Below are 20,144 nucleotides of genomic sequence, written 5' to 3' on the forward strand. Positions count from 1 at the left end.
GTTGGGCGAACGGTATCATGTGGATTTGTGCACTGCAACAAAGATGCGTAGAATCTACTCGCCGCGACCCCATATCGGGGACGCTCGTCCATTTCCAAACAGAATCCAGAGGACATCCACGCCATGAGCGAGAACATCGTCATCGTCGACGCCGGTCGCAGTGCCATCGGAAGCTTCGGCGGCAGTCTGTCGTCACTCTCGGCCACCGAGATCGGCACCGCCGTGCTCAAGGGCCTGCTGGCGCGTACCGGGATCGCGCCGGACCGGATCGACGAGGTGATTCTCGGCCAGGTGCTGACCGCCGGTGTGGGCCAGAACCCCGCCCGTCAGACCACGCTGAAGGCGGGTCTGCCGCATTCGGTGCCGGCCATGACCATCAATAAGGTCTGCGGCAGCGGACTGAAGGCGGTGCATCTGGCGATGCAGGCCATCGCCTGCGGAGATGCCGACATCGTCATCGCCGGCGGTCAGGAGAGCATGAGCCAATCCTCGCACGTCCTGCCGCGTTCGCGCGACGGTCAGCGCATGGGCGACTGGTCGATGAAGGACACCATGATCGTCGACGGTCTCTGGGACGCCTTCAACAACTACCACATGGGCACGACCGCTGAGAACATCGCCCAGAAGTACGGCTTCAGCCGCGAGCAGCAGGACGCCTTCGCCGCCGCCTCGCAGCAGAAGACCGAGGCCGCGCAGAAGGCCGGTCGCTTCCGGGACGAGATCATTCCGATCGAGATCCCGCAGCGCAAGGGCGATCCGCTGGTGTTCGATACCGACGAGTTCCCGCGTCACGGCACCACCGCCGAGAGTCTGGGCAAGCTGCGTCCGGCCTTCTCGAAGGACGGCAGCGTCACGGCGGGTAACGCCTCCGGTATCAACGACGGCGCGGCCATGGTGGTGGTGATGAAGGAGTCCAAGGCCAGGGAACTGGGTCTGAAGCCGATGGCGCGTCTGGTCGCCTTCGCCAGCGCCGGTGTCGATCCGGCGATCATGGGTACCGGCCCGATCCCGGCCTCGACCAAGTGTCTTGAAAAGGCCGGCTGGACGCCGGCGGACCTGGATCTGATCGAGGCCAACGAAGCCTTCGCCGCCCAGGCGATGTCGGTCAACCAGGACATGGGCTGGGATCTGTCCAAGGTCAACGTCAACGGCGGCGCCATCGCCATCGGCCATCCGATCGGCGCCTCCGGTGCGCGCGTGCTCGTGACCCTGCTCTATGAGATGCAGAAGCGCGACGCCAAGAAGGGTCTGGCGACGCTGTGCATCGGCGGCGGTCAGGGCGTGGCGCTGGCGGTCGAGCGGATGTGAGCCGACGTCCGCCGGTCATGAACCGCCGGCGATCGAGCCTCCCGCCTCGCTCCATACATCGAACGCCCTGCCGGTCCCGGATCGGCGGGGCGTTCGTGCGATTGGGGTAGACTTTCCGAACGACCAGCCGAACCCGTCCAGGTGCCCATGAACAGCGAGCGCATCATCAAGAAGTACCCCAACCGCCGCCTCTACGACACCGAGGTCAGCCGCTATATCACACTCACCGACGTGCGTGATCTGGTGATGAGCGGGCAGCCTTTCCGCGTCCTCGACAGTGCCAACGACAGCGACATCACCCGCGCCATCCTGCTCCAGATCATGCTGGAGGAGGAGACCGGCGGTCAGCCGCTGTTCAGCGCCAACATGCTGGCCCAGATCATCCGCTTCTACGGCGGCACCCTCCAGGGCACCTTCGCCCGCTATCTGGAATCCTCGCTCGATCTCTTCGCCAAACAGCAGCAGGAAGTGGCCAAGGCGCTCACCGACAATCCCTTCGAGACTGTGACACGCCTGACCCAGAAAAACGTCGAGATCTGGGCCGATCTGCAGGACGAACTCATGCGGGCGGCGGGTTTTCCGGTTGCGCCGCGCAAGAAGGGGCCGCCATAGAGGAAGGGCGGCTCATAGTCGTCGCCATAGGCGAAATAGTCGATGTCGAGATCGCGCAGCCGGATCTTGACCCGCTCGATCAGACGCGGCAGCGCCTGACCCTCGAAGTCGTCGTAGCGCATCAGACTGACCTTGCCCGAGGCGATGTGGATCTCGACCAGATCGGCGTACTGACAGTCGCCATAGAGCACGGCGGCGGCGGCGACATAGATCCGCAGCAGCGGCGGCAGACGCTCGACCAGGCTCGCGTGCAGTTGCAGCGAGCGGCCCGGATCGAGCCGGCCCAGACCCTGTTCGGCGGCGGTGCGGCAGGCATCCTCGATCGCGCCGATATCGGCGATCCGGAACAGCCACTCGGCGGCCTCGGCGTGGGCGGCGGCATAGTCGCCGAAGAAGTGCTTGATGTCCTGTTGCAGACCGCGTTCCAGATGGCGATAAGGGCGGCGGTGCTCGACTGTTGCAGGGCCAGATAGACCAGCAGATCGTCGTGTCGGGCGCGCGGCTCGCGTTCGCTCGGGATGCGCGGGCGGGGTGTGGGGGCGCGCAAGGGTTGGCGCCGACGCCGGTAGCGGTCGACCAGGAAACGCTGTTCGGCGTCCTTGTCGCGAAACACATAGAGCACGCCGGGCGCGACCGCGATCGCCTCCTCGTCGAGCACCTGATCGAGGAACGCCTTGATCTCGGACTGGCTGAAGTATTTCTGGAAGGTGCCGCGCTGGGTCATGACGCCGTCGCAAAAGCGGGCGCCGCGCGGGTCGTTCCGGTTGGCGAGCATCACCGAGACCACCGGTAGCCGTTCGGCGAGCGACCAGGCGCGCATCAGGGCCTCCAGCCGTTCGTCGAAGTCCTCGATGACGTTGATGACGAAGCCGAGGTTGACGATGTCGGCAGCCTGGATGGGCCGGTCGGGGGCGTGATAGGGATCCCAGCCGGCGGCTTCGAGTCCGTTTTCGATCAGACCGCGCACATCGTCGCCGCGCCCACAGCCGTAGTCGAACAGCCGATAGCGTCCGTCGAGGAAGCCGTGGCGGGCGAGCGACTGGATCGGGGCGGAGAAGCCGTAGCGGGTCAGCGCAGTCAAATGACGCGCGGCCTGCCAGCCGGGCTGGGGCTTTGCGCCTGGCTCATCGGTCTCGGCGGGGGCGGCGTCCGTGTCGTCGTTGCCCAGCGGCAGCAGGGCATGACCGTCGAGCCGATAGCCGCGCTCGCGGATGAGCGCTCGGCTGACTCCGCTTGGCGATGTTCATCTTTTTGAGGACGGCGACCCCAGCAAGCACCAACCGTTGCGCGGGCGTCAAATGCGCCTGGAACTTCCCTAAGAGAAATTCGAGGGTCTCGGCCACATCGCCACGATTCAGGCACTCAAGGACCGGCACGGGAAACGCCCTGAACTCTTCAAAAAACGTGTCTACAATCTCCGGGGACTTGACACCTAGTCTTTGAGCAAGGCAATACTGAAGATTGCGAAAATTGCGCTTGACGGCCATCGGTCGCGGCTTTATTGTGCAACGCAGCATTGCTGCACTGCACAAACCTTCGGAGATCAAGCCATGAACACCACCGATAGCCTCAAGACCGTCAACGAGTGGACCAACAAGAACGTCGAGCGCGTGACCAGCTTCGGTGAGCTGAACATGCGTCTGTTCGAAAAGCTGGCCGCCCGTCAGATGGACGCCGTGAACCTCTACATCGACCACAGTATGCGTCTGATGAAGCTGGCCACCGAGTCCAAGGGCTACAATGACCTCTTCAAGGGTCAGGTCGAGGCCACCAAGGAACTGAGTGAGCGCGTCATGGCCGAGAGCAAGGCCGCCATGCAGTTCTTCGGCGATGCCCGCGACGAATACCGCGTGTGGTTCGAGAAGAGCCTGAACGAGGTCAGCGAAGATCTGCGCAAGAGCGTCGCCGTCTGAAGACGCCGCTCTAGGCCGGCGCGATCCAGGGATGGATCGCCATTGGTCATGCTTCCGGATCGACCGGGAGCACGCCCAATGGATTCCACGGCTTCACCTATCCTGCCCCTTGGTAGTAAAGTAGCGTTGAAGTTCGACGATTCTGTCCTACGTTCTCAATAATTCCAAAGACCCCTGGAGGAACCCCATGGCTCGTATCGCACTCGTCACCGGCGGCATCGGCGGTATCGGCACTTCGATCTGTACCCGCCTGGCAAAGGATGGCTGCACCGTCGTGGCGAACTGCCATCCGTCCGAGGCGGCCGCCGCCGAGGAATGGAAGAAGGCCCGCGCGGCCGAGGGGTTCGACATCGCCGTCATCACCGCTGACGTGTCCTCGTTCGACGACAGCGCGCGCCTGGTCAAGGAAATCACCGAGCAGTTCGGCCCGGTCGACATCCTGGTCAACTGCGCCGGCATCACCCGCGACAAGACCTTCAAGAAGATGGAGCTGGCGGACTGGGAAGCCGTGATCAACGTCAATCTCAACAGTGTCTTCAACGTCACCCGTCAGGTGTGGGACGGGATGCTGGAGCGCGGCTTCGGGCGTATCATCAACATCTCGTCGGTCAACGGTCAGCGCGGCCAGTTCGGTCAGACCAACTATTCGGCGGCCAAGGCCGGTATGCACGGCTTCACCATGGCCCTGGCTCAGGAAGGCGCCTCCAAGGGCGTGACCGTCAACACCATCTCGCCCGGCTATGTTGAGACCGCCATGACGCTGGCGATGGACGATGGGATCCGCAACGGCATCATCAGCGGCATCCCCATGCGTCGCATGGCCCAGCCCGACGAGATCGCCGCCTTCATCGCCTTCCTGGCCGGCGACGAGAGCGGTTATATGACGGGCGCCAATCTGCCGGTCAACGGCGGTCTGTTCATGCACTGATTTCAGATCCGGTCGGGCGCTACAATCAAGATCAACCAAGCCCGATCACCAAGGATCGTACTGAGTCCTCCTCGTCTCTCTCATCATGAGACGTTTATAGCCCGGCGCCCGCCGGGCTTTTTTTTCGGTAGAATCGAACGCGCCTCGCCTGTGATCCAGAACACATCCAGTCACACCGGAGCGATACCGATGGAAGCGTTCAAACTCAAGACCCTCGACGATTTGCTCGCCGCTCCCGAAGACCGCATCGAGCTGATCGATGGCGACATCGTCCAGCGACCGATGGCGCGGATGGAGCATGGTTTGGCACAGCATCGTGCCTCCGTAGAACTCGGCCCCTTCGACCATCCTTCCGGCCCCGGCGGCTGGCGGATCGCCACCGAGGTCAGCGTCCACTACTCCATGCACCAGTGCCCGACCCATGATCTCGCCGGCTGGCGCAAGGAGCGGTTGCCGGAGCGCCCGCGCGGCGTGGTCGATGTCACCCCGGACTGGGTGTGCGAGATCGTCTCGCCCGGTTATGAGCGCAAGGACACGTTGACGCTCTTCATGCTGTTGCAGCGCCATCGCGTCCCTTATTACTGGCTGATCTGGCCCGAGGATCGTTCCCTGGTCGCCTGGCAGCTCGACGGCGACGCCTATCGGACCATCGCCGGTATCACGATGACCGACGACGCGCCGCTCAAACAGCGCATCCCGCCCTTCGAGGAACTGGAGATCGATCTGAGCTATATCCTTGGCGAATGACGCCGACTTCACCGATCCGATTGCGACTGCCATGACCGAAGTACAAGACCTCGTCCGGTATTGCGACGACCTGCTCGAAGCGGCGCGTTTCACCGACTATGCGCCGAACGGCTTGCAGGTCGAGGGCGAGCGCCCCATCCAACGTCTCGTCTCAGGCGTCACGGCCTGCGCGGCGCTGATCGAAGCCGCCATCGCCGAGCAGGCCGACGCCATCCTGGTCCACCACGGCTGGTTCTGGAAGAACGAGAACCCCTGCCTGACCGGCATCAAGGGACGGCGCGCAAGGACATTGCTCAGGGCGGGGGCGAGTCTGATCGCCTATCATCTACCGCTCGATGCACATCCCGAACTCGGCAACAATGCCACACTCGGTCGCCGGCTCGATTTCATCGACACGGAACCGACCGCCCTGGCCAATGGTCTGGTGTGGGTCGGTCGCCTGACCGAACCCATGACACCGGCCGCCTTCGCGGAGCATGTCTCGCAGCGACTCGCACGCCCGGCGCAGCGGGTCGGACGTGAAAACGGCGTCATCGAGCGCGTGGCCTGGTGCACGGGCGGCGGTCAGAGTTATCTCGAACAGGCCGCCGACCTCGACATCGACGCCTTCCTGAGCGGGGAACTCTCCGAGCGGACCACGCATCAGGCGCGCGAACTGGATCTCTGCTATCTGGCCGCCGGCCATCATGCGACGGAACGCTATGGCATTCAGGCACTTGGCGAGCATCTGGCCAAGCGGTTCGGGCTATGGCATCACTTCGTCGAGATCGACAATCCAGCGTGACGCGCACCCGTCGCGGTGCCGGTCAGGATGGCCGTATTCGCCCCGTCCTTGACCAATCCCGCTGAAATCACGGAGAATGCGCGGTCGATTTTGCATCGATCGTCCTATTCTCAAATTTTCCACCTGAAGTTTCATCCAAGCTGCGCGAGGTACCGCCTGGGGTTGGCCGTGGGCGGTGCTCGCATCAGCCGGGGGATATTGGCCTATGAGCGCGCAAGGCGTGAACAAAATGAGGCGACGAGTGCTCGTTGCCGCGACCGGCGTGGTTGGTGCCGTTGGTGCCGGCTACGCGCTCGTCCCGTTCGTCGCATCCATGAATCCGAGTGCCCGTGCTCGGGCGGCCGGTGCACCGGTCGAGGCGGACATCAGCAAGCTGGAGCCGGGTGCGCTCCTGCGCGTCAAGTGGCGCGGCAAGCCGGTATGGGTGGTGCATCGCACCCCTGAGATGCTGGAGGCCCTGCCCAAGAACGACCCCAAGCTGGTCGACCCCACTTCTGAAGTGGAGCACCAGCCCTCCTATTGCAAGAATCCCACGCGCTCGATCAAGCCTGAATATCTGGTGGCGATCGGCATCTGCACCCACCTGGGGTGCTCGCCGACCTATCGCCCCGAGTTCGGACCCGATGACCTGGGTGCCGACTGGAAGGGCGGCTTCTTCTGCCCCTGCCATGGTTCGCGGTTCGACCTGGCGGGGCGCGTGTTCAAGAACGTGCCGGCACCGACCAACCTCTGGATTCCGAAGCACGTCTATCTCAACGACACCACCATCCTCATTGGTGAGGATCGAGGGACGGCCTGATGAGTGCTGAAAAGACCGAAAACCTGAGCTGGATCGACAAGCGATTCCCGCTCTCGGAGACCTGGCGCAACCATCTCTCCGAGTACTACGCCCCGAAGAACCTGAACTTCTGGTCCTTCTTCGGCTCGCTGGCCATCCTGACCCTGGTCATCCAGATCGTCACCGGTGTCTGGCTGGCCATGAACTACAAGCCCGACGCCGGTCTGGCCTTCGCCTCGGTCGAGTACATCATGCGCGATGTCGACTGGGGCTGGTTGATCCGCTACATGCATTCGACCGGCGCCTCGATGTTCTTCATCGTCATCTATCTGCATATGTTCCGCGGGCTGCTCTGGGGTTCCTACCGCAAGCCGCGCGAGTTGCTGTGGATGATCGGCGTCGTCATCTATCTGGTGATGATGGCCACCGCCTTCTTCGGTTATCTGCTGCCCTGGGGGCAGATGTCCTATTGGGGCGCGCAGGTCATTGTCAACCTGTTCGCGGCGGTTCCGGTCGTCGGTGAGGATCTCTCGGTCTGGGTGCGCGGCGATTTCGTCATCTCGGATGCGACCCTCAACCGCTTCTTCGCCTTCCACTTCCTGCTGCCCTTCCTGCTCGCCGGGCTGGTGTTCCTGCACATCGTCGCCCTGCATCACGTCGGCTCCAACAACCCCGACGGCATCGAGATCAAGGAAGGCCCCAAGGGTAACCGCTGGAGCGACAAGGCCCCGGCCGACGGCATTCCCTTCCATCCCTATTACACCGTCAAGGATCTGATGGGCGTGGTCGTCTTCCTGGCGATCTTCAGCTACATCATGTTCTTCAATCCGACCATGGGCGGCCTGTTTCTGGAGGCGCCGAACTTCCAGCCGGCCAATCCGATGCAGACGCCCGCGCACATCGCGCCGGTCTGGTACTTCACGCCCTTCTACGCCATGCTGCGCGCCGTGCCGCCCATGTATGGTTCGCAGTTCCCCGGCGTGGTCGTGATGTTCGCCGCCATCCTGATCCTGTTCGTGCTGCCCTGGCTCGACCGCAGCCCGGTGAAATCGATGCGCTACAAGGGGCCGATGTTCCGCTGGGCGACGGCCATCTTCGCCGTGTCCTTCGTGGCCCTGGCCTGGCTGGGCATGCAGCCGGCGTCCGACTTCTACACCCTGCTGTCGCGGATCTTCACGGTGTTGTACTTCGCCTACTTCCTGCTGATGCCGATCTACAGCTCGCTGGACAAGACCAAGCCCGTTCCGGAGAGGGTGACATCATGAGAAAGCTGATCCTTGCCACCCTGCTAGTGCTGGCGCCGGCGGCCCTGCTGGCCTCCGAGACGGCGCATCTGGAACACGCCGACATCGATCTGCGTGATCAGGCTTCGCTGCAACGCGGCGCCAAGTACTTCTTGAATTACTGCAACGGCTGTCATTCGCTGAAGTACATGCGTTACAACCGTCTCGCCAAGGATCTGGGCATCGACGAGATCACGCTGCGCCAGAACCTGCTCTTCGGTGAGGCCAAGCCGGGTGACCTCATCACCAAGTCCATGACCGACGATGACGCGCTCAAGTGGTTCGGTGTGGTTCCGCCGGATCTGACGCTGGTGACGCGCTGGCGCTCGCCGGATTGGGTCTATACCTATCTCAAGAGCTTCTACCTGGACGACACCCGCCCCTATGGCGTCAACAACGTGCTCTTCCCGCTGGTCGGTATGCCGCATGTCCTGGGCGATCTCCAGGGACGGCAGAAAGCGGTGATGGAACCGCCGCACGAGCCGGGCGGCGAGCCGACCATCAAGGGTCTGAAGCTGGTCGAGGAAGGAGAACTGTCGCCGCAGGAATACGACACCATGGTCCGGGACATCACCAACTTCCTGACCTACGCGGGCGAGCCATTCAAGCTCGAACGTGAGCGTCTCGGTCGCTACGTGCTCCTATTCCTGGGCTTCCTGTTCATCCTGGCCTATCTCCTCAAGAAGGAGTATTGGAAAGACGTCCACTGATCGGACGCCATGCGGCGGCCTCGTCTCAAGGGCCGCCGCTTTCGTTCCCGCCTTGCCTATCGGTACTGCAATGACCCTCTATTCCGATCCTGCCTGTCCCTATTGCCATCGGGTCAGGATGGTCCTGGCCGAAAAAGGGATCGCGGTCGACGTGGTGGACGTCGATGCCAAGGCCCTGCCCGACGAGGTGATGGACTTCAACCCCTATGGGACGGTCCCGACCTTCGTCGACCGGGATCTGCGTCTCTATGAGTCGCGGATCATCATGGAATATCTCGACGAGCGCTTTCCCCATCCGCCGCTGCTGCCGGTCGATCCGGTCTCGCGCGCCAATGCGCGGCTGTTCATGTATCGCGTCGATCGCGACTGGTATTCGCTCATGGGGCGTATCCTGCACGGCGAGGGCGACGAGGTCGAGCAGGCGCGCAAGGAACTGCGCGAGAGTCTGATCGCCACAGCTCCCGTGTTCGGGGCGCATGCTTTCTTCATGAGCGAGGAGTTCTCGCTGGTGGACTGCTGTGTCGCGCCGCTGTTGTGGCGTCTGCCGGTGCTCGGGGTCGAGCTGCCCAAGCAGGCCGATCCGATCCGGGTCTACATGAAGCGGATCTTCACCTGGGACGCCTTCCGTCGCAGCCTCACCGAGGCCGAAAAAGAGATGATCGCGGATCTCCGCCGATGAACGACAGCATGACCTCCAGCAAGCCCTATCTGGTTCGGGCCATCTACGAGTGGATCCTGGACAATCGGATGACGCCCCATCTGGTGGTGGACGCGGGCTTTCCCGACACGCGCGTGCCGATGGAGTTCGTCGCCGACGGGCGCATCGTGCTCAACATCGCACCTGGGGCGGTGCGCGGTCTGGTCATCGGCAACGAGTGGATCGAGTTCAGTGCGCGTTTCGGCGGCACGGCGCGCGAGGTGCTGGTGCCGACCGAGGCCGTGGTCGGCATCTTCACCCGTGAGAACGGGCAGGGCATGGTCTTTCCCGACCCGACGTATCCCGAGCCGACCCAGGCGGCCAATGCGCCCGCCGCCGGTCCCAAGCTGGCGCCGTTGCCCAGCAGCAAGCCGGGCGGTTCGGGCGACAAACCCTCACCCGATCGCCCCAAGGGCAAGAAGGGTGCTCCGACGCTCAAGGTCGTCAAATAGGGTGCGGCCGTTTCAGGCGTCCGCTACCCGATCGGGCAATCCGAAGCTCAGTTCCTCCAGATTCAGACCGCGCATCACGATATAGCCCCGGCGCCGCTCCATGCCTTCCTCGCTGAAGTCGAAGCGATAGACGCGCCGCAATCGCACGCCCTCCGAACGCCAGGTCAGTCCGAGCCGGCGCAGGGCCACGGTCTGATCGAGCCATTGCAGATCGCGCTGCCGGCAGGCGGCCTGACAGAGACCGATCGCGATCTCGCGCGCACGCAGGCTGTCGAGCCAGAACCAGCCGAGCAGCAGCAATAGGCAGACGATGAGCAGATGACTCATCGCTTGAAGGCGGGCAGGCCGGATTCGAGCCACCAGCCCTTCTTCTCGGCGTCATAGCGCCAGAGCTGACGGTCCTTGAGATGTTTGACGACCTGCCGATCCTCGTAGAGATAGTCGATGGCGACGATCTGGGTCGCGGTTTCCGCCTCGGCGTTCATCACCGGCGGCTGGATCACGTCATAGCCCGTCAGACGCAGTCCCTCCAGGGTCTCGGGCGAGAGCGTCTCGCCGCGCCGGTCGGGATGGATATAGCCGTAGGCGTTCTCGTAGTACCCCCAGCGCAGCGCGTTCTGATAGCCGTTGGTCGCGTTCTGGAGCGTGTCCGTCATGCGATCCTGTTTGACCGGATTGCAGCCGACCAGCAGCGCGGCCGCCAGCACGCCGGCGACCACGGATTTCAAACGGCGGTCCACGGGCGGCAGGGTGATCGAGACGATCCGGGATGATCCAACGGCGGTGATGCTCATGGCGGCTCGGCGTCTGGTGAGAAGGCTGAACGGTATCCCTGGGAGCGGGGTTCGAGCGCGATGATACGGCATCGGTGCGATCCGCACCAAGGCTCGGCGACGGTGCCGATCCGGGTCGCTCGGTTTGGGAAACACCCCAAGTCTCGGTATCATGCCGCCCTTTGTCCAACACGAGTCACGAGAAACCATGGCCGATTCGATGGAACCAAGGCGCGATCTGGTGATCGATGGGGTCGAGCTGACGGTGCTCGGCACGGCCCATGTCTCGCGCGCCAGTGCCGATCAGGTGCGCAAGCTGATCCAGTCCGGCGACTACGACAGCGTGGCCGTCGAACTCTGCCGTAGCCGCTTCAATGCCCTGATGGACCCGCGCACCCTGGCGCAGATGGATCTGTTCTCGGTCATCCGCCAGAACCGCGTCTATATGGTCGTCGCCAACCTGGTGCTCGCGGCCTATCAGCAGCGGCTCGCCGATCAGTTCGGTATCGAGCCGGGCGCCGAGCAGCGCACCGCCCTGCGGCTGGCCAAGGATCAGGGCCTGAACCTGCTGCTCGTCGATCGCGAGATCGGCATCACGCTCAAGCGGATCTCGGCCAATCTCGGCTGGTGGAAGCGCTACGGGCTGTTCGCCGGTCTGCTGACGGCCATGCTCAGTTCCGACACCGTGACCGAGGAGGAGGTCGAGCGGCTCAAGGAGGGCGACGTGCTCGAAACCGCCTTCGCCGAGTTCGCCGTCGAGCGCCGGGATCTCTATGTCCCCCTGATCGAGGAGCGCGACCGCTATATGGCCGCCAAGCTCCGGCGTGAGCTGGCGCGCGTGGGCGCCAAACGCGCTCTGGTCGTGATCGGCGCCGGCCATCTCAAGGGCGTGACCGAGGCGCTGGAGACGGATCGCACCGATCCGGGCGAGGTGTTGAGCACGCTCGAACGGGTGCCGCCGCCGAGTCGCTGGCCCGCGGTGTTCGGCTGGTCGCTGCTGATTCTGATCCTGGCCGGTTTCGGCTATGGATTCGCCGTCAGTACCGAACTGGGGTTGGATCTGTTGATCGGCTGGGCGCTGATCACGGGCGGACTCTCGGCGCTCGGCACCCTGCTCGCCGCCGGGCATCCGCTCACCATCCTCTCGGCCTTCCTCGCCGCGCCCCTGACCACGCTCAATCCGGCCATCGGCGCCGGCATGATCACGGGCGCCGTCGAACTCTATCTGCGCAAGCCGAGCGTCGGGGACTTCAGCCGTCTGCGCGCGGATGTGGCCACCTGGACCGGCTGGTGGCGCAATCGGGTCTCGCGTGTGCTGGTCGTCTTCGTCCTGAGCAGCCTGGGGGCCGGGATCGGAACCTATGTGGCCGGCCTGCACGTCGTCGAGCGTCTGATCCGCGCGGGCGGCTGATATGGCCGTCACGCGCCTCGGATTCAGGCGGGACGGCTCAGATAGGGTTCGATATAGGTGCGTCTGAACTGCTGACAACGGTCGATGTATTCGCGGGTGCTCTTGGGCATGGGCACGCGCGCGCGCACGATGAAGCTGATCAGGTCGGTGCCGTCGCGCAGCAGCCGCGTGCCCTCGACCGCCTCGCGCACGTCGACGGCGTCGTGGATGGTCGGCATGATCGGGTCGAGATTGCGCACCCGGTCACTGGCGACGACATAGGTCGGCCAGACGTCGAAGACCTCCGGATCGGTGCGCAGGATCTCGCACTTGCGCTTGGCCGTGGTGTTGAGTTCGTCGAGCCGTGCATCCAGACCGAGGATCTGACGACTGCCGTCGAAGGTCGCCTTCATGGCCCCCGTGATGCGGTCGATATCGTGCATGGTCATGGCGATCTTGAGATAGCGGCTCGAATAGAAGGCTTCGATCGGCATCGAGAACGCCTTGAACGGCTCGCCCCAGAGCTCGTCGATGCCTTCGTCGCCGCCGCGATGGCGCACCATCTTACCCAGTTCGAGCGCCTCGATCAGACAGTGCCCGCATTCGCGCATCAGCGCATGATCGGGCGCGATCTCGACCCCGGCCGTCTGCAGATCGACTAGGCTATGGAAGATGTCGGCGGCGCGGTTGAAGAGTGCACCGGCGAGCATGGCGCCGTTGACGCGCTTGCGCTCGGTGTCGGTCTCGGCCTCGTAGGCGGCGCGCGCCTCCTTGAGCCGTGAGCCTGGAATGTTGATGCCAGGCTCGACATGGTTGAACAGGCGGCGCGTGAGGGCCTGGATGAGCTGACGCCGGACCTCGAAACTGTCGGGCGGCGGTTCGTAATATTTGATCCAATAGCCGTCATAATAGACGCGCATGACGCCATCGATCTTGCGTTTACTGCCGTTGAGTGGGGACTGATACATGCCGCGCATCAATGTCCGGAATCATGGAAGAGGCTAGTGTAGGCCATGACGAGCGGTGATACTCGCCTGGAGTGCGTGACGGACGCGATCGCGTGACGCGCGTCCCGGTTCATCGTTCGCGGGGGAGCCGGATCACAGGGGTTCCGGAGAATCGGAGTGCCGTTCAACACTGCCGGGTATTCAATCATGCAATCCAAGGACCGTTTCACTGCGATCGTTCCGGCACTCATCGTCTGGGGGTTCGCCGGGGCGCTGTTCGGCGCGCTCTTCGCCGGCCTGCATCGGATCCTGCTGGTCATGGGGCTGACGGGATGGTTGCCGCTGGTCGTGGCCACCGCCGCCGCGTCCATGACGACCACGGCCTTTTATAGCGCGATGCCGGTCGCGCTGGTAGGCTCCATGGCCGGTGTCCTGGCCTCGATCGGCTATCTGATCGTCATCGGGCATGACATCGACCTGCTGATGATCTCGGGTCTCGCGGCCGGGGCGGGTGTGGTGGCCGGTGGATTCTATTCCTGGATGGTAGCCGGCGGCAGTCGTCCATTGGCCGAGACGCTCACCGGACTGCTCACCGGGCTCCTGGCGGCGACGCTGCTGAGCCTGGCGCTGTGGTTGCTGGGCGAACCTGTCGGTGTGTTCGTGCTGGCCGCCGGTCTGGTCGCGCTGGCCGGAGCCCTGTTCGAGCTCTCCGAGCGCTGGCTGGTCCGGCTCGGCATCGCCTGGCTGCCGGGCGTCGTCTCCGCGCCTCTGGTGGCGGGGTTGGTCGCCGCTGTCGTGGCCGGAAGCATCTGGATTCTCGGCAGCACCACGGCGACCGTGCTGGATATGCGTACCCAGCAGGCGATCGCGCAGGTGTTGCACGACATCCCGCCGGGCCTGCTGGGCGGGATGCTCGGCGGCTCCATGACCGGCATCGTGCTCAAGATCTTCGGCTTTCGTCTCGAAGACGAGATCTGAGCGTCGAGCGACCGGGCTCAAAGAATTGATTTTCTTATCGTAAGCCGCCAACGGGCGATATGGGATAATCCGATGTCCGGTCCGACGCTCGGTTCGGACGCAGTGCTCTTCTTCAACGCCAACAAGAGGAAACGCGCATGGTTCAGATATTGATCGGGATCGCGATCGGCATCGTGATCGGTTGGAATTGGCCGCAGCCGGCCTGGGCGCGCGCACTCCAGGCCCGTTTCGTCAAGCTGGTGCGTATCCCCGAAAAGCACGACTGAACCACTCCTGGGCCGCGTCTCGACCCGTCCCGCTCACGGCACGCGACTCCGGATCCAGTCGCGGTCGCTGGCGTTCCCGATTGGCGCGGCTCAGTGATCTCACATCAAAAGAACCAGAGCCTCGATGAATACCACCAACCGCAAGCCCCTGCCTGGAACCGACCTGGACTATTTCGATGCCCGCGCCGCCATCGAAGCGATCGCGCCCGGCGCCTATGACGGACTGCCCTATACCGCGCGCGTGCTGGCCGAGAATCTGGTCCGGCGCTGCGATCCGGCGATCCTGAGCGATTCGCTCCGGCAGATCGTCGAGTGCAAGCGCGAGCGAGATTTCCCCTGGTTCCCGGCGCGCGTGGTCTGTCACGACATCCTGGGCCAGACCGCGCTGGTCGATCTGGCCGGTCTGCGCGATGCCATCGCCGATCAGGGCGGTGATCCGGCCAAGGTCAATCCGGTGGTGCCGGTGCAGCTCGTCGTCGACCATTCGCTGGCGGTCGAGTACGGGGGCTATGATCCCGACGCCTTCGCCAAGAATCGCGCCATCGAGGATCGGCGCAACGAGGATCGCTTCCACTTCATCGAGTGGACCAGGCTGGCCTTCGACAATGTCGACGTGATCCCGGCCGGCAACGGCATCATGCATCAGATCAACCTGGAGCGGATGAGTCCGGTGATCCAGGCTCGGGACGGCGTGGCCTTCCCCGATACCCTGGTCGGCACCGACAGCCATACTCCGCATGTCGATGCGCTTGGCGTGATCGCCATCGGCGTCGGCGGGCTGGAGGCCGAGAACGTGATGCTGGGGCGTGCGTCCTGGATGCGTCTGCCTGAGATCGTCGGTGTCGAACTGACGGGCCGGCCGCAACCGGGCATCACCGCGACCGACGTGGTGCTGGCCCTGACCGAGTTCCTGCGCAAGGAAAAGGTCGTCGGGGCCTATCTCGAATTCCACGGCGAGGGAGCGGCGGCGCTGACCATCGGGGACCGCGCCAGCATCTCCAATATGTGCCCGGAGTATGGCGCCACGGCGGCGCTCTTCCACATCGATGCTCAGACGATCGACTATCTGCGACTGACCGGCCGCGACGATGCACAGGTCAAGTTGGTCGAGACCTACGCCAAGCAGACCGGACTCTGGGCCGACACGCTGAAGAACGCCCGTTACGAGCGCACTCTGAAATTCGACCTGTCGAGCGTGGTCCGCAACCTCGCCGGTCCTTCCAGCCCACATGCGCGCGTGGCGACCGCCGATCTCGCCGCCAAGGGCATCGCCGGCCAGTGGGACGAGGTTCCGGGCCGGATGCCGGATGGCGCCGTCATCATCGCCGCCATCACCAGTTGCACCAACACCAGCAACCCGCGCAACGTCATCGCCGCCGGTCTGCTGGCGCGCAACGCCAACCGGCTCGGACTGACGCGCAAGCCCTGGGTCAAGAGCTCGCTCGCGCCCGGTTCCAAGACCGTGCCCCTGTATCTGGAGCAGGCCGGGCTGCTGTCGGAGCTGGAACGGCTCGGCTTCGGTATCGTCGGTTTCGCCTGCACCACCTGCAACGGCATGTCCGGCGCACTCGATCCCAAGATCCGGCAGGAGATCATCGACCGCGATCTCTATGCGACCGCCGTGCTCTCGGGCAACCGCAACTTCGACGGCCGCATCCATCCCTATGCCAAGCAGGCGTTCCTGGCCTCGCCGCCGCTGGTCGTCGCCTATGCCATCGCCGGCACCATCCGCTTCGACATCGAGAAGGACGTGCTCGCCGTGGTCGACGGCAAGGAGATCCGGTTGAAGGACATCTGGCCGTCGGACGACGAGATCGACGCCGTCGTTGCCGCCAGCGTCAAACCGGAGCAGTTCCGCCAGGTCTACGAGCCGATGTTCGCTGTCCGGGTCGAGACCGGCGAGAAGGTGAGTCCGCTCTACGACTGGCGTCCGCAGAGCACCTACATCCGCCGTCCGCCCTACTGGGAAGGCGCGCTGGCCGGTGAGCGCACGCTCAAGGGACTGCGTCCGCTGGCGGTGCTGGGCGACAACATCACCACCGACCATCTCTCGCCGTCGAACGCCATCCTGCCCGACAGTGCGGCGGGCGAATACCTGGCCAAGATGGGCCTGCCGGAAGAGGACCTCAATTCCTATGCCACCCATCGCGGCGACCATCTGACCGCCCAGCGCGCGACCTTCGCCAATCCGAAGCTCATCAACGAGATGGCCGTGGTCGACGGACAGGTCAAGCAGGGTTCGCTGGCGCGGGTCGAGCCGGACGGCACGGTCATGCGCATGTGGGAGGCGATCGAGACCTACATGGAGCGCCGTCAGCCGCTCATCATCATTGCCGGCGCCGACTATGGTCAGGGTTCATCGCGCGACTGGGCGGCCAAGGGCGTGCGTCTGGCCGGGGTCGAGGTCATCGTCGCCGAGGGCTTCGAGCGCATCCACCGTACCAACCTGATCGGCATGGGCGTGCTGCCGCTGGAGTTCAAGCCGGGCGTCAACCGCAAGACGCTCGGCATCGACGGTACCGAGACCTATGACGTCATCGGCGAGCGTCGTCCGCGCGCCGATCTGACCCTGGTCATCCAGCGCCGGAACGGCGAGCGCGTCGAGGTGCCCGTGACCTGCCGGCTCGATACCGCCGAGGAGGTCTCGATCTACGAGGCCGGCGGCGTGCTGCAACGTTTCGCGCAGGACTTCCTGGAATCGACCAAGGCGGCTTGAGAACAGATCCCCTCTCTCCGAGCGGGAGAGGGGAAACAGCGCCACAGTGTTGCGGAACCCCATTCAATGAGCCACAAACCCCAAATCAAGATCCCCGCCACCTACATGCGCGGCGGGACCAGCAAGGGCGTCTTCTTCCGGCTGCCGGACCTGCCCGAGCCCTGCCAAGTACCGGGCGCGGCGCGTGATGCGCTACTGCTGCGCGTCATCGGCAGCCCCGATCCTTACGGCAAACAGATCGACGGCATGGGCGGGGCGACCTCCAGCACCAGCAAGACCGTCATCCTCGCCAAGAGCAGTCGGCCGGACCACGATGTCGACTATCTCTTCGGTCAGGTGTCGATCGACACCGCCTTCGTCGACTGGAGCGGCAATTGCGGCAACCTGTCGGCGGCGGTCGGCTCGTTCGCCATCGCCTCCCGGTTGGTCGATGCCGACCGCCTCCCGCAGAACGGCCTGGCGACCGTGCGGATTTGGCAGGCCAACATCGGCAAGACCATCATCGCGCACGTCCCCATCACCGACGGCGAGGTGCAGGAGACCGGCGACTTCGAGCTCGACGGCGTGACCTTCCCGGCCGCCGAGGTGCAGCTCGAATTCCTCGATCCGGCCGACGAGGGTGAAGGGGAGGGCGGCGGCGCCATGTTCCCGACCGGCCATCTGGTCGACGACCTCGACGTGCCCGGCGTCGGCACGCTCAGGGCGACCCTGATCAACGCCGGCATCCCGACCATCTTCGTCGAGGCCGAGGCGATCGGTTATACCGGCACCGAGTTGCAGGACGCCATCAACGGCGATCCCAAGGCGCTGGCCATGTTCGAGACCATCCGCGCCCATGGTGCGCTGCGCATGGGGCTGATCAATGACATCAGCGAGGCGGCGACCCGTCAGCACACGCCCAAGGTCGCCTTCGTCGCCCCGCCGACCGACTATGTGGCCTCAAGCGGCAAGCCGGTCGCGGCGAGCGAGATCGATCTGTGCGTGCGTGCGCTCTCGATGGGCAAGCTGCATCACGCCATGATGGGCACGGCGGCAGTGGCCATCGGCACGGCGGCGGCCATCCCCGGAACGCTCGTCAATCTCGCCGCCGGCGGTGGCGAGCGCACGGCGGTGCGTTTCGGCCATCCCTCGGGAACCCTGCGGGTCGGCGCCGAGGCGCGGCTGATCGCCGGCAACTGGACCGTGACCAAGGCCATCATGAGCCGTAGCGCGCGGGTGATCATGGAAGGCTGGGTGCGCGTGCCTGGGGATGCGTTCTGAGCGATCGCTCATGAGCGAGGCGGCCCCAAAGGCTGATGCGAAGAGTCCCAGATAGACGCCGAGATCATTCACCGACAACGGTCACACCTACAGTTCCTCTCCCCTGGCGGGAGAGGGGTTGGGGAGAGGGGGAATGCAGATAACAGAAGGTTCAATCAATATCCGGGATCGGGCACGAAGCTGAGCACACGGCTATTGATACAGTAGCGCTTCCGGGTCGGCGGCGGCCCGTCCTCGAAGACGTGCCCCAGGTGGATGCCGGAACTCGCGCTGCGCACCTCCACGCGCCGCATCCCATGACTCCTGTCCTCGTGGAAGGTGATGGCCCCATCGACCGGATCGAAGAAGCTCGGCCAGCCGCTGCCGCTCTCGAACTTGGTTTCACTGCGAAACAGCGCCGCGCCCGTGATCGGATCGACGAAGGTTCCGGGACGCTTCTCATCCAGCAGTGAACCGGTGAAGGCCCGCTCCGTGCCCTGCTCGAAAGCGATCCGGCGCTGTTCGAGGGTGAGGATCTGCCCGCCGAGCCAGGCCCAGAAGCGCGCCGCGTCACCATCATAGCCGGTATAGCGCGAGACCTCGCGACCGTCCTCGAACAGCACCAGCGTCGGCGTGGCGAACAGCGCCTTCTCCAGCGTCCAGCCGCTTGGTGCGCTGAAACTCAGACTGCGCGCGACCGGAACAGGAGACTGCCAGTGATCCAGCACCTCGGCTTTGAATTGCTTGCAGGCGCCACAGTACTCCGCCTCGAACATCACCAACTGTCGCGCGCGTTCCAGGGTCGCGCCATCCAGGGGGGCGGGGGAGAGCGGCCCGGCGGCCTCATCTACACCTGACGCCGTGCCCGGATAGGCGACGCCCGTCCCGCCGAGTCCGCAGTAGCCGCGCGGATTCTTGCGCAGATAGTCCTGATGCTCCTCTTCGGCGCGGAAATAGGCCGACAGCGGAGCGATCTCTGTGGTGATGGTGCCGCGTCCGGCCTGCGTGAGCGCCGCCTGATAGCGTGCGCGCGTGTGTTCGGCCACGGCGGCCTGCTCGGGACTGTTGGTATAGACGGCGCTGCGGTAGTTGCTGCCGACATCATTGCCCTGACGGTCGCCCTGGGTCGGATCATGGCTTTCCCAGAACCTCGCCAGCACCTGTTCCAGGCTGACGCGCGCCGGATCGAAACGCACCTTCACGACCTCGGCGTGATTGCGTTTCTCGCCGGCGCCGCGCCACCGGGCGCGCTCGTGGGCGATGATGGCCTCATAGGTGCCTTCGATCTCGCCGTTGGCATAGCCGCTCTCGACATCGATGACTCCGGGCAGTTCGCCCATGCGCTTCTCCGCCCCCCAGAAGCAGCCCATGCCCAGGACGATGGTATCGACCGCCGGTTCCGGATCGACGCCTGATGGAACCCGAGCGGTGTTCTGGGCGGCCGCGGCCTGACCGTCCGTTCCGGTATGCAGGAGCGCGCTCAATCCCAGTGCGGTGAGCGGCCAGCGGTGTGTCTGTTTCATGATGCGATCGACCCTGTTGTGCGTGCGGGTGACGGACTATTGGGTCGGAACGGCTTGTCTGCAATCCTCGACATGGGCATGTCCATCGGTTGCGAGCCGG

Annotated in this window: 21 protein-coding genes and 1 pseudogene; 17 read left to right on the forward strand and 5 right to left on the reverse strand. The window is 64.4% G+C overall.

The window, feature by feature from the left end; genetic code table 11:
• Positions 1–123 precede the first annotated feature (123 nt).
• Positions 124–1,308 carry an acetyl-CoA C-acetyltransferase gene (locus Atep_RS01190; protein WP_213379720.1) on the forward strand — a complete coding sequence of 395 codons (1,185 nt, stop codon included), beginning with the start codon at positions 124–126 and terminating at the stop codon, positions 1,306–1,308.
• Positions 1,309–1,455: 147 nt separating this feature from the next.
• Positions 1,456–1,920 (forward strand): polyhydroxyalkanoate synthesis repressor PhaR, encoded by a 465-nt coding sequence (gene phaR, locus Atep_RS01195; protein WP_213381346.1) that lies wholly within the window; start codon positions 1,456–1,458, stop codon positions 1,918–1,920.
• 121 nt (positions 1,921–2,041) lie between these two features.
• On the opposite strand, the gene Atep_RS01200 is transcribed toward phaR, so the two are convergent.
• A complete protein-coding gene (locus tag Atep_RS01200) occupies positions 2,042–3,001 on the reverse strand; it encodes a DNA phosphorothioation-associated putative methyltransferase (protein ID WP_236786335.1) in 960 nt (319 codons plus the stop codon).
• 247 nt (positions 3,002–3,248) lie between these two features.
• On the opposite strand from Atep_RS01200, the pseudogene Atep_RS16360 reads away from it, so the two are divergent.
• The 10 genes and pseudogenes from Atep_RS16360 to Atep_RS01245 form a co-directional block, all read left to right on the forward strand.
• Positions 3,249–3,356, forward strand: a pseudogene (locus Atep_RS16360) (IS481 family transposase); the annotation flags it as partial.
• A 114-nt stretch (positions 3,357–3,470) separates the two neighbouring features.
• On the forward strand, positions 3,471–3,833 hold the full coding sequence (locus tag Atep_RS01205) for a phasin family protein (RefSeq protein ID WP_213379722.1): 363 nt from the start codon (positions 3,471–3,473) through the stop codon (positions 3,831–3,833).
• Between the two features lie 187 nt (positions 3,834–4,020).
• On the forward strand, positions 4,021–4,761 hold the full coding sequence (gene phbB / locus Atep_RS01210) for an acetoacetyl-CoA reductase (protein ID WP_213379724.1): 741 nt from the start codon (positions 4,021–4,023) through the stop codon (positions 4,759–4,761).
• Between the two features lie 189 nt (positions 4,762–4,950).
• Entirely contained in the window at positions 4,951–5,508 is a 558-nt protein-coding gene (locus Atep_RS01215) for a Uma2 family endonuclease (protein ID WP_213379726.1), read from the forward strand.
• A gap of 31 nt (positions 5,509–5,539) precedes the next feature.
• Positions 5,540–6,292 carry a Nif3-like dinuclear metal center hexameric protein gene (locus Atep_RS01220; protein WP_213379728.1) on the forward strand — a complete coding sequence of 251 codons (753 nt, stop codon included), beginning with the start codon at positions 5,540–5,542 and terminating at the stop codon, positions 6,290–6,292.
• Positions 6,293–6,497: 205 nt separating this feature from the next.
• Positions 6,498–7,091, forward strand: coding sequence for a ubiquinol-cytochrome c reductase iron-sulfur subunit (petA, locus tag Atep_RS01225; RefSeq protein ID WP_213379730.1), 594 nt, complete (start codon positions 6,498–6,500; stop codon positions 7,089–7,091).
• Positions 7,091–8,335 carry a cytochrome b gene (locus tag Atep_RS01230; protein WP_213379732.1) on the forward strand — a complete coding sequence of 415 codons (1,245 nt, stop codon included), beginning with the start codon at positions 7,091–7,093 and terminating at the stop codon, positions 8,333–8,335. Before petA ends, Atep_RS01230 begins: the two co-directional genes overlap by 1 nt.
• A complete protein-coding gene (locus Atep_RS01235; protein ID WP_213379734.1) occupies positions 8,332–9,063 on the forward strand; it encodes a cytochrome c1 in 732 nt (243 codons plus the stop codon). The genes Atep_RS01230 and Atep_RS01235 overlap by 4 nt, the downstream gene beginning before the upstream one ends.
• A gap of 70 nt (positions 9,064–9,133) precedes the next feature.
• Complete coding sequence (locus Atep_RS01240) at positions 9,134–9,742, forward strand: glutathione S-transferase N-terminal domain-containing protein (RefSeq protein ID WP_213379736.1); 609 nt, start codon at positions 9,134–9,136, stop codon at positions 9,740–9,742.
• Positions 9,739–10,212, forward strand: coding sequence for a ClpXP protease specificity-enhancing factor (locus tag Atep_RS01245; RefSeq protein ID WP_213379738.1), 474 nt, complete (start codon positions 9,739–9,741; stop codon positions 10,210–10,212). The genes Atep_RS01240 and Atep_RS01245 overlap by 4 nt, the downstream gene beginning before the upstream one ends.
• Before the next feature lie 12 nt (positions 10,213–10,224).
• Here the strand turns inward: Atep_RS01245 and Atep_RS01250 are convergent, their stop codons facing one another.
• Both Atep_RS01250 and Atep_RS01255 read right to left on the reverse strand, forming a co-directional pair.
• Complete coding sequence (locus Atep_RS01250) at positions 10,225–10,539, reverse strand: DUF3301 domain-containing protein (protein WP_213379740.1); 315 nt, start codon at positions 10,537–10,539, stop codon at positions 10,225–10,227.
• Positions 10,536–11,006 (reverse strand): hypothetical protein, encoded by a 471-nt coding sequence (locus Atep_RS01255; RefSeq protein WP_213379742.1) that lies wholly within the window; start codon positions 11,004–11,006, stop codon positions 10,536–10,538. Before Atep_RS01255 ends, Atep_RS01250 begins: the two co-directional genes overlap by 4 nt.
• 187 nt (positions 11,007–11,193) lie before the next feature.
• On the opposite strand from Atep_RS01255, the gene Atep_RS01260 reads away from it, so the two are divergent.
• On the forward strand, positions 11,194–12,396 hold the full coding sequence (locus Atep_RS01260; protein ID WP_236786337.1) for a TraB/GumN family protein: 1,203 nt from the start codon (positions 11,194–11,196) through the stop codon (positions 12,394–12,396).
• Positions 12,397–12,419: 23 nt separating this feature from the next.
• Here Atep_RS01260 and Atep_RS01265 read toward each other — a convergent pair whose 3' ends face one another.
• The gene (locus Atep_RS01265) at positions 12,420–13,343 is read right to left on the reverse strand and encodes a hypothetical protein (RefSeq protein WP_213379745.1); all 924 of its coding nucleotides are present in this window, start codon (positions 13,341–13,343) and stop codon (positions 12,420–12,422) included.
• Positions 13,344–13,529: 186 nt separating this feature from the next.
• Here Atep_RS01265 and Atep_RS01270 point away from each other — a divergent pair, with 186 nt between their 5' ends.
• The 4 genes from Atep_RS01270 to prpF all read left to right on the forward strand — a co-directional run bounded on the left by Atep_RS01270 (position 13,530) and on the right by prpF (position 18,542).
• Entirely contained in the window at positions 13,530–14,300 is a 771-nt protein-coding gene (locus Atep_RS01270) for a spermidine synthase (RefSeq protein ID WP_213379747.1), read from the forward strand.
• Between the two features lie 137 nt (positions 14,301–14,437).
• Positions 14,438–14,566: a hypothetical protein gene (locus Atep_RS16845; protein WP_272876302.1), complete on the forward strand. Its 129-nt coding sequence runs from the start codon at positions 14,438–14,440 to the stop codon at positions 14,564–14,566.
• A gap of 124 nt (positions 14,567–14,690) precedes the next feature.
• Entirely contained in the window at positions 14,691–17,282 is a 2,592-nt protein-coding gene (gene acnD / locus Atep_RS01275; protein WP_213379749.1) for a Fe/S-dependent 2-methylisocitrate dehydratase AcnD, read from the forward strand.
• A 66-nt stretch (positions 17,283–17,348) separates the two neighbouring features.
• The gene (gene prpF, locus Atep_RS01280) at positions 17,349–18,542 is read left to right on the forward strand and encodes a 2-methylaconitate cis-trans isomerase PrpF (RefSeq protein WP_213379751.1); all 1,194 of its coding nucleotides are present in this window, start codon (positions 17,349–17,351) and stop codon (positions 18,540–18,542) included.
• A 155-nt stretch (positions 18,543–18,697) separates the two neighbouring features.
• Here the strand turns inward: prpF and msrA are convergent, their stop codons facing one another.
• Positions 18,698–20,044, reverse strand: coding sequence for a peptide-methionine (S)-S-oxide reductase MsrA (gene msrA / locus Atep_RS01285; RefSeq protein ID WP_213379753.1), 1,347 nt, complete (start codon positions 20,042–20,044; stop codon positions 18,698–18,700).
• Positions 20,045–20,144: the final 100 nt, after the last annotated feature.

The organism is Allochromatium tepidum (assembly GCF_018409545.1).
In the GTDB taxonomy this organism is placed as follows: Bacteria; Pseudomonadota; Gammaproteobacteria; order Chromatiales; family Chromatiaceae; genus Thermochromatium; species Thermochromatium tepidum_A.

What these genes read in the sequence shown, in the direction of transcription:
- Atep_RS01255 (WP_213379742.1), bottom strand. Translation starts at nt 11,006, where the DNA reads ATGAGCATCACCGCCGTTGGATCATCCCGGATCGTCTCGATCACCCTG.
- Atep_RS01250 (WP_213379740.1), bottom strand. Translation starts at nt 10,539, where the DNA reads ATGAGTCATCTGCTCATCGTCTGCCTATTGCTGCTGCTCGGCTGGTTC.
- phbB (WP_213379724.1), top strand. Translation starts at nt 4,021, where the DNA reads ATGGCTCGTATCGCACTCGTCACCGGCGGCATCGGCGGTATCGGCACT.
- Atep_RS01235 (WP_213379734.1), top strand. Translation starts at nt 8,332, where the DNA reads ATGAGAAAGCTGATCCTTGCCACCCTGCTAGTGCTGGCGCCGGCGGCC.
- phaR (WP_213381346.1), top strand. Translation starts at nt 1,456, where the DNA reads ATGAACAGCGAGCGCATCATCAAGAAGTACCCCAACCGCCGCCTCTAC.
- Atep_RS01245 (WP_213379738.1), top strand. Translation starts at nt 9,739, where the DNA reads ATGAACGACAGCATGACCTCCAGCAAGCCCTATCTGGTTCGGGCCATC.
- Atep_RS01205 (WP_213379722.1), top strand. Translation starts at nt 3,471, where the DNA reads ATGAACACCACCGATAGCCTCAAGACCGTCAACGAGTGGACCAACAAG.
- Atep_RS01190 (WP_213379720.1), top strand. Translation starts at nt 124, where the DNA reads ATGAGCGAGAACATCGTCATCGTCGACGCCGGTCGCAGTGCCATCGGA.
- Atep_RS01215 (WP_213379726.1), top strand. Translation starts at nt 4,951, where the DNA reads ATGGAAGCGTTCAAACTCAAGACCCTCGACGATTTGCTCGCCGCTCCC.
- acnD (WP_213379749.1), top strand. Translation starts at nt 14,691, where the DNA reads ATGAATACCACCAACCGCAAGCCCCTGCCTGGAACCGACCTGGACTAT.
- msrA (WP_213379753.1), bottom strand. Translation starts at nt 20,044, where the DNA reads ATGAAACAGACACACCGCTGGCCGCTCACCGCACTGGGATTGAGCGCG.
- Atep_RS01260 (WP_236786337.1), top strand. Translation starts at nt 11,194, where the DNA reads ATGGCCGATTCGATGGAACCAAGGCGCGATCTGGTGATCGATGGGGTC.
- prpF (WP_213379751.1), top strand. Translation starts at nt 17,349, where the DNA reads ATGAGCCACAAACCCCAAATCAAGATCCCCGCCACCTACATGCGCGGC.
- Atep_RS01265 (WP_213379745.1), bottom strand. Translation starts at nt 13,343, where the DNA reads ATGTATCAGTCCCCACTCAACGGCAGTAAACGCAAGATCGATGGCGTC.
- Atep_RS01240 (WP_213379736.1), top strand. Translation starts at nt 9,134, where the DNA reads ATGACCCTCTATTCCGATCCTGCCTGTCCCTATTGCCATCGGGTCAGG.
- Atep_RS01230 (WP_213379732.1), top strand. Translation starts at nt 7,091, where the DNA reads ATGAGTGCTGAAAAGACCGAAAACCTGAGCTGGATCGACAAGCGATTC.
- Atep_RS01270 (WP_213379747.1), top strand. Translation starts at nt 13,530, where the DNA reads ATGCAATCCAAGGACCGTTTCACTGCGATCGTTCCGGCACTCATCGTC.
- Atep_RS01220 (WP_213379728.1), top strand. Translation starts at nt 5,540, where the DNA reads ATGACCGAAGTACAAGACCTCGTCCGGTATTGCGACGACCTGCTCGAA.
- petA (WP_213379730.1), top strand. Translation starts at nt 6,498, where the DNA reads ATGAGCGCGCAAGGCGTGAACAAAATGAGGCGACGAGTGCTCGTTGCC.
- Atep_RS16845 (WP_272876302.1), top strand. Translation starts at nt 14,438, where the DNA reads ATGGTTCAGATATTGATCGGGATCGCGATCGGCATCGTGATCGGTTGG.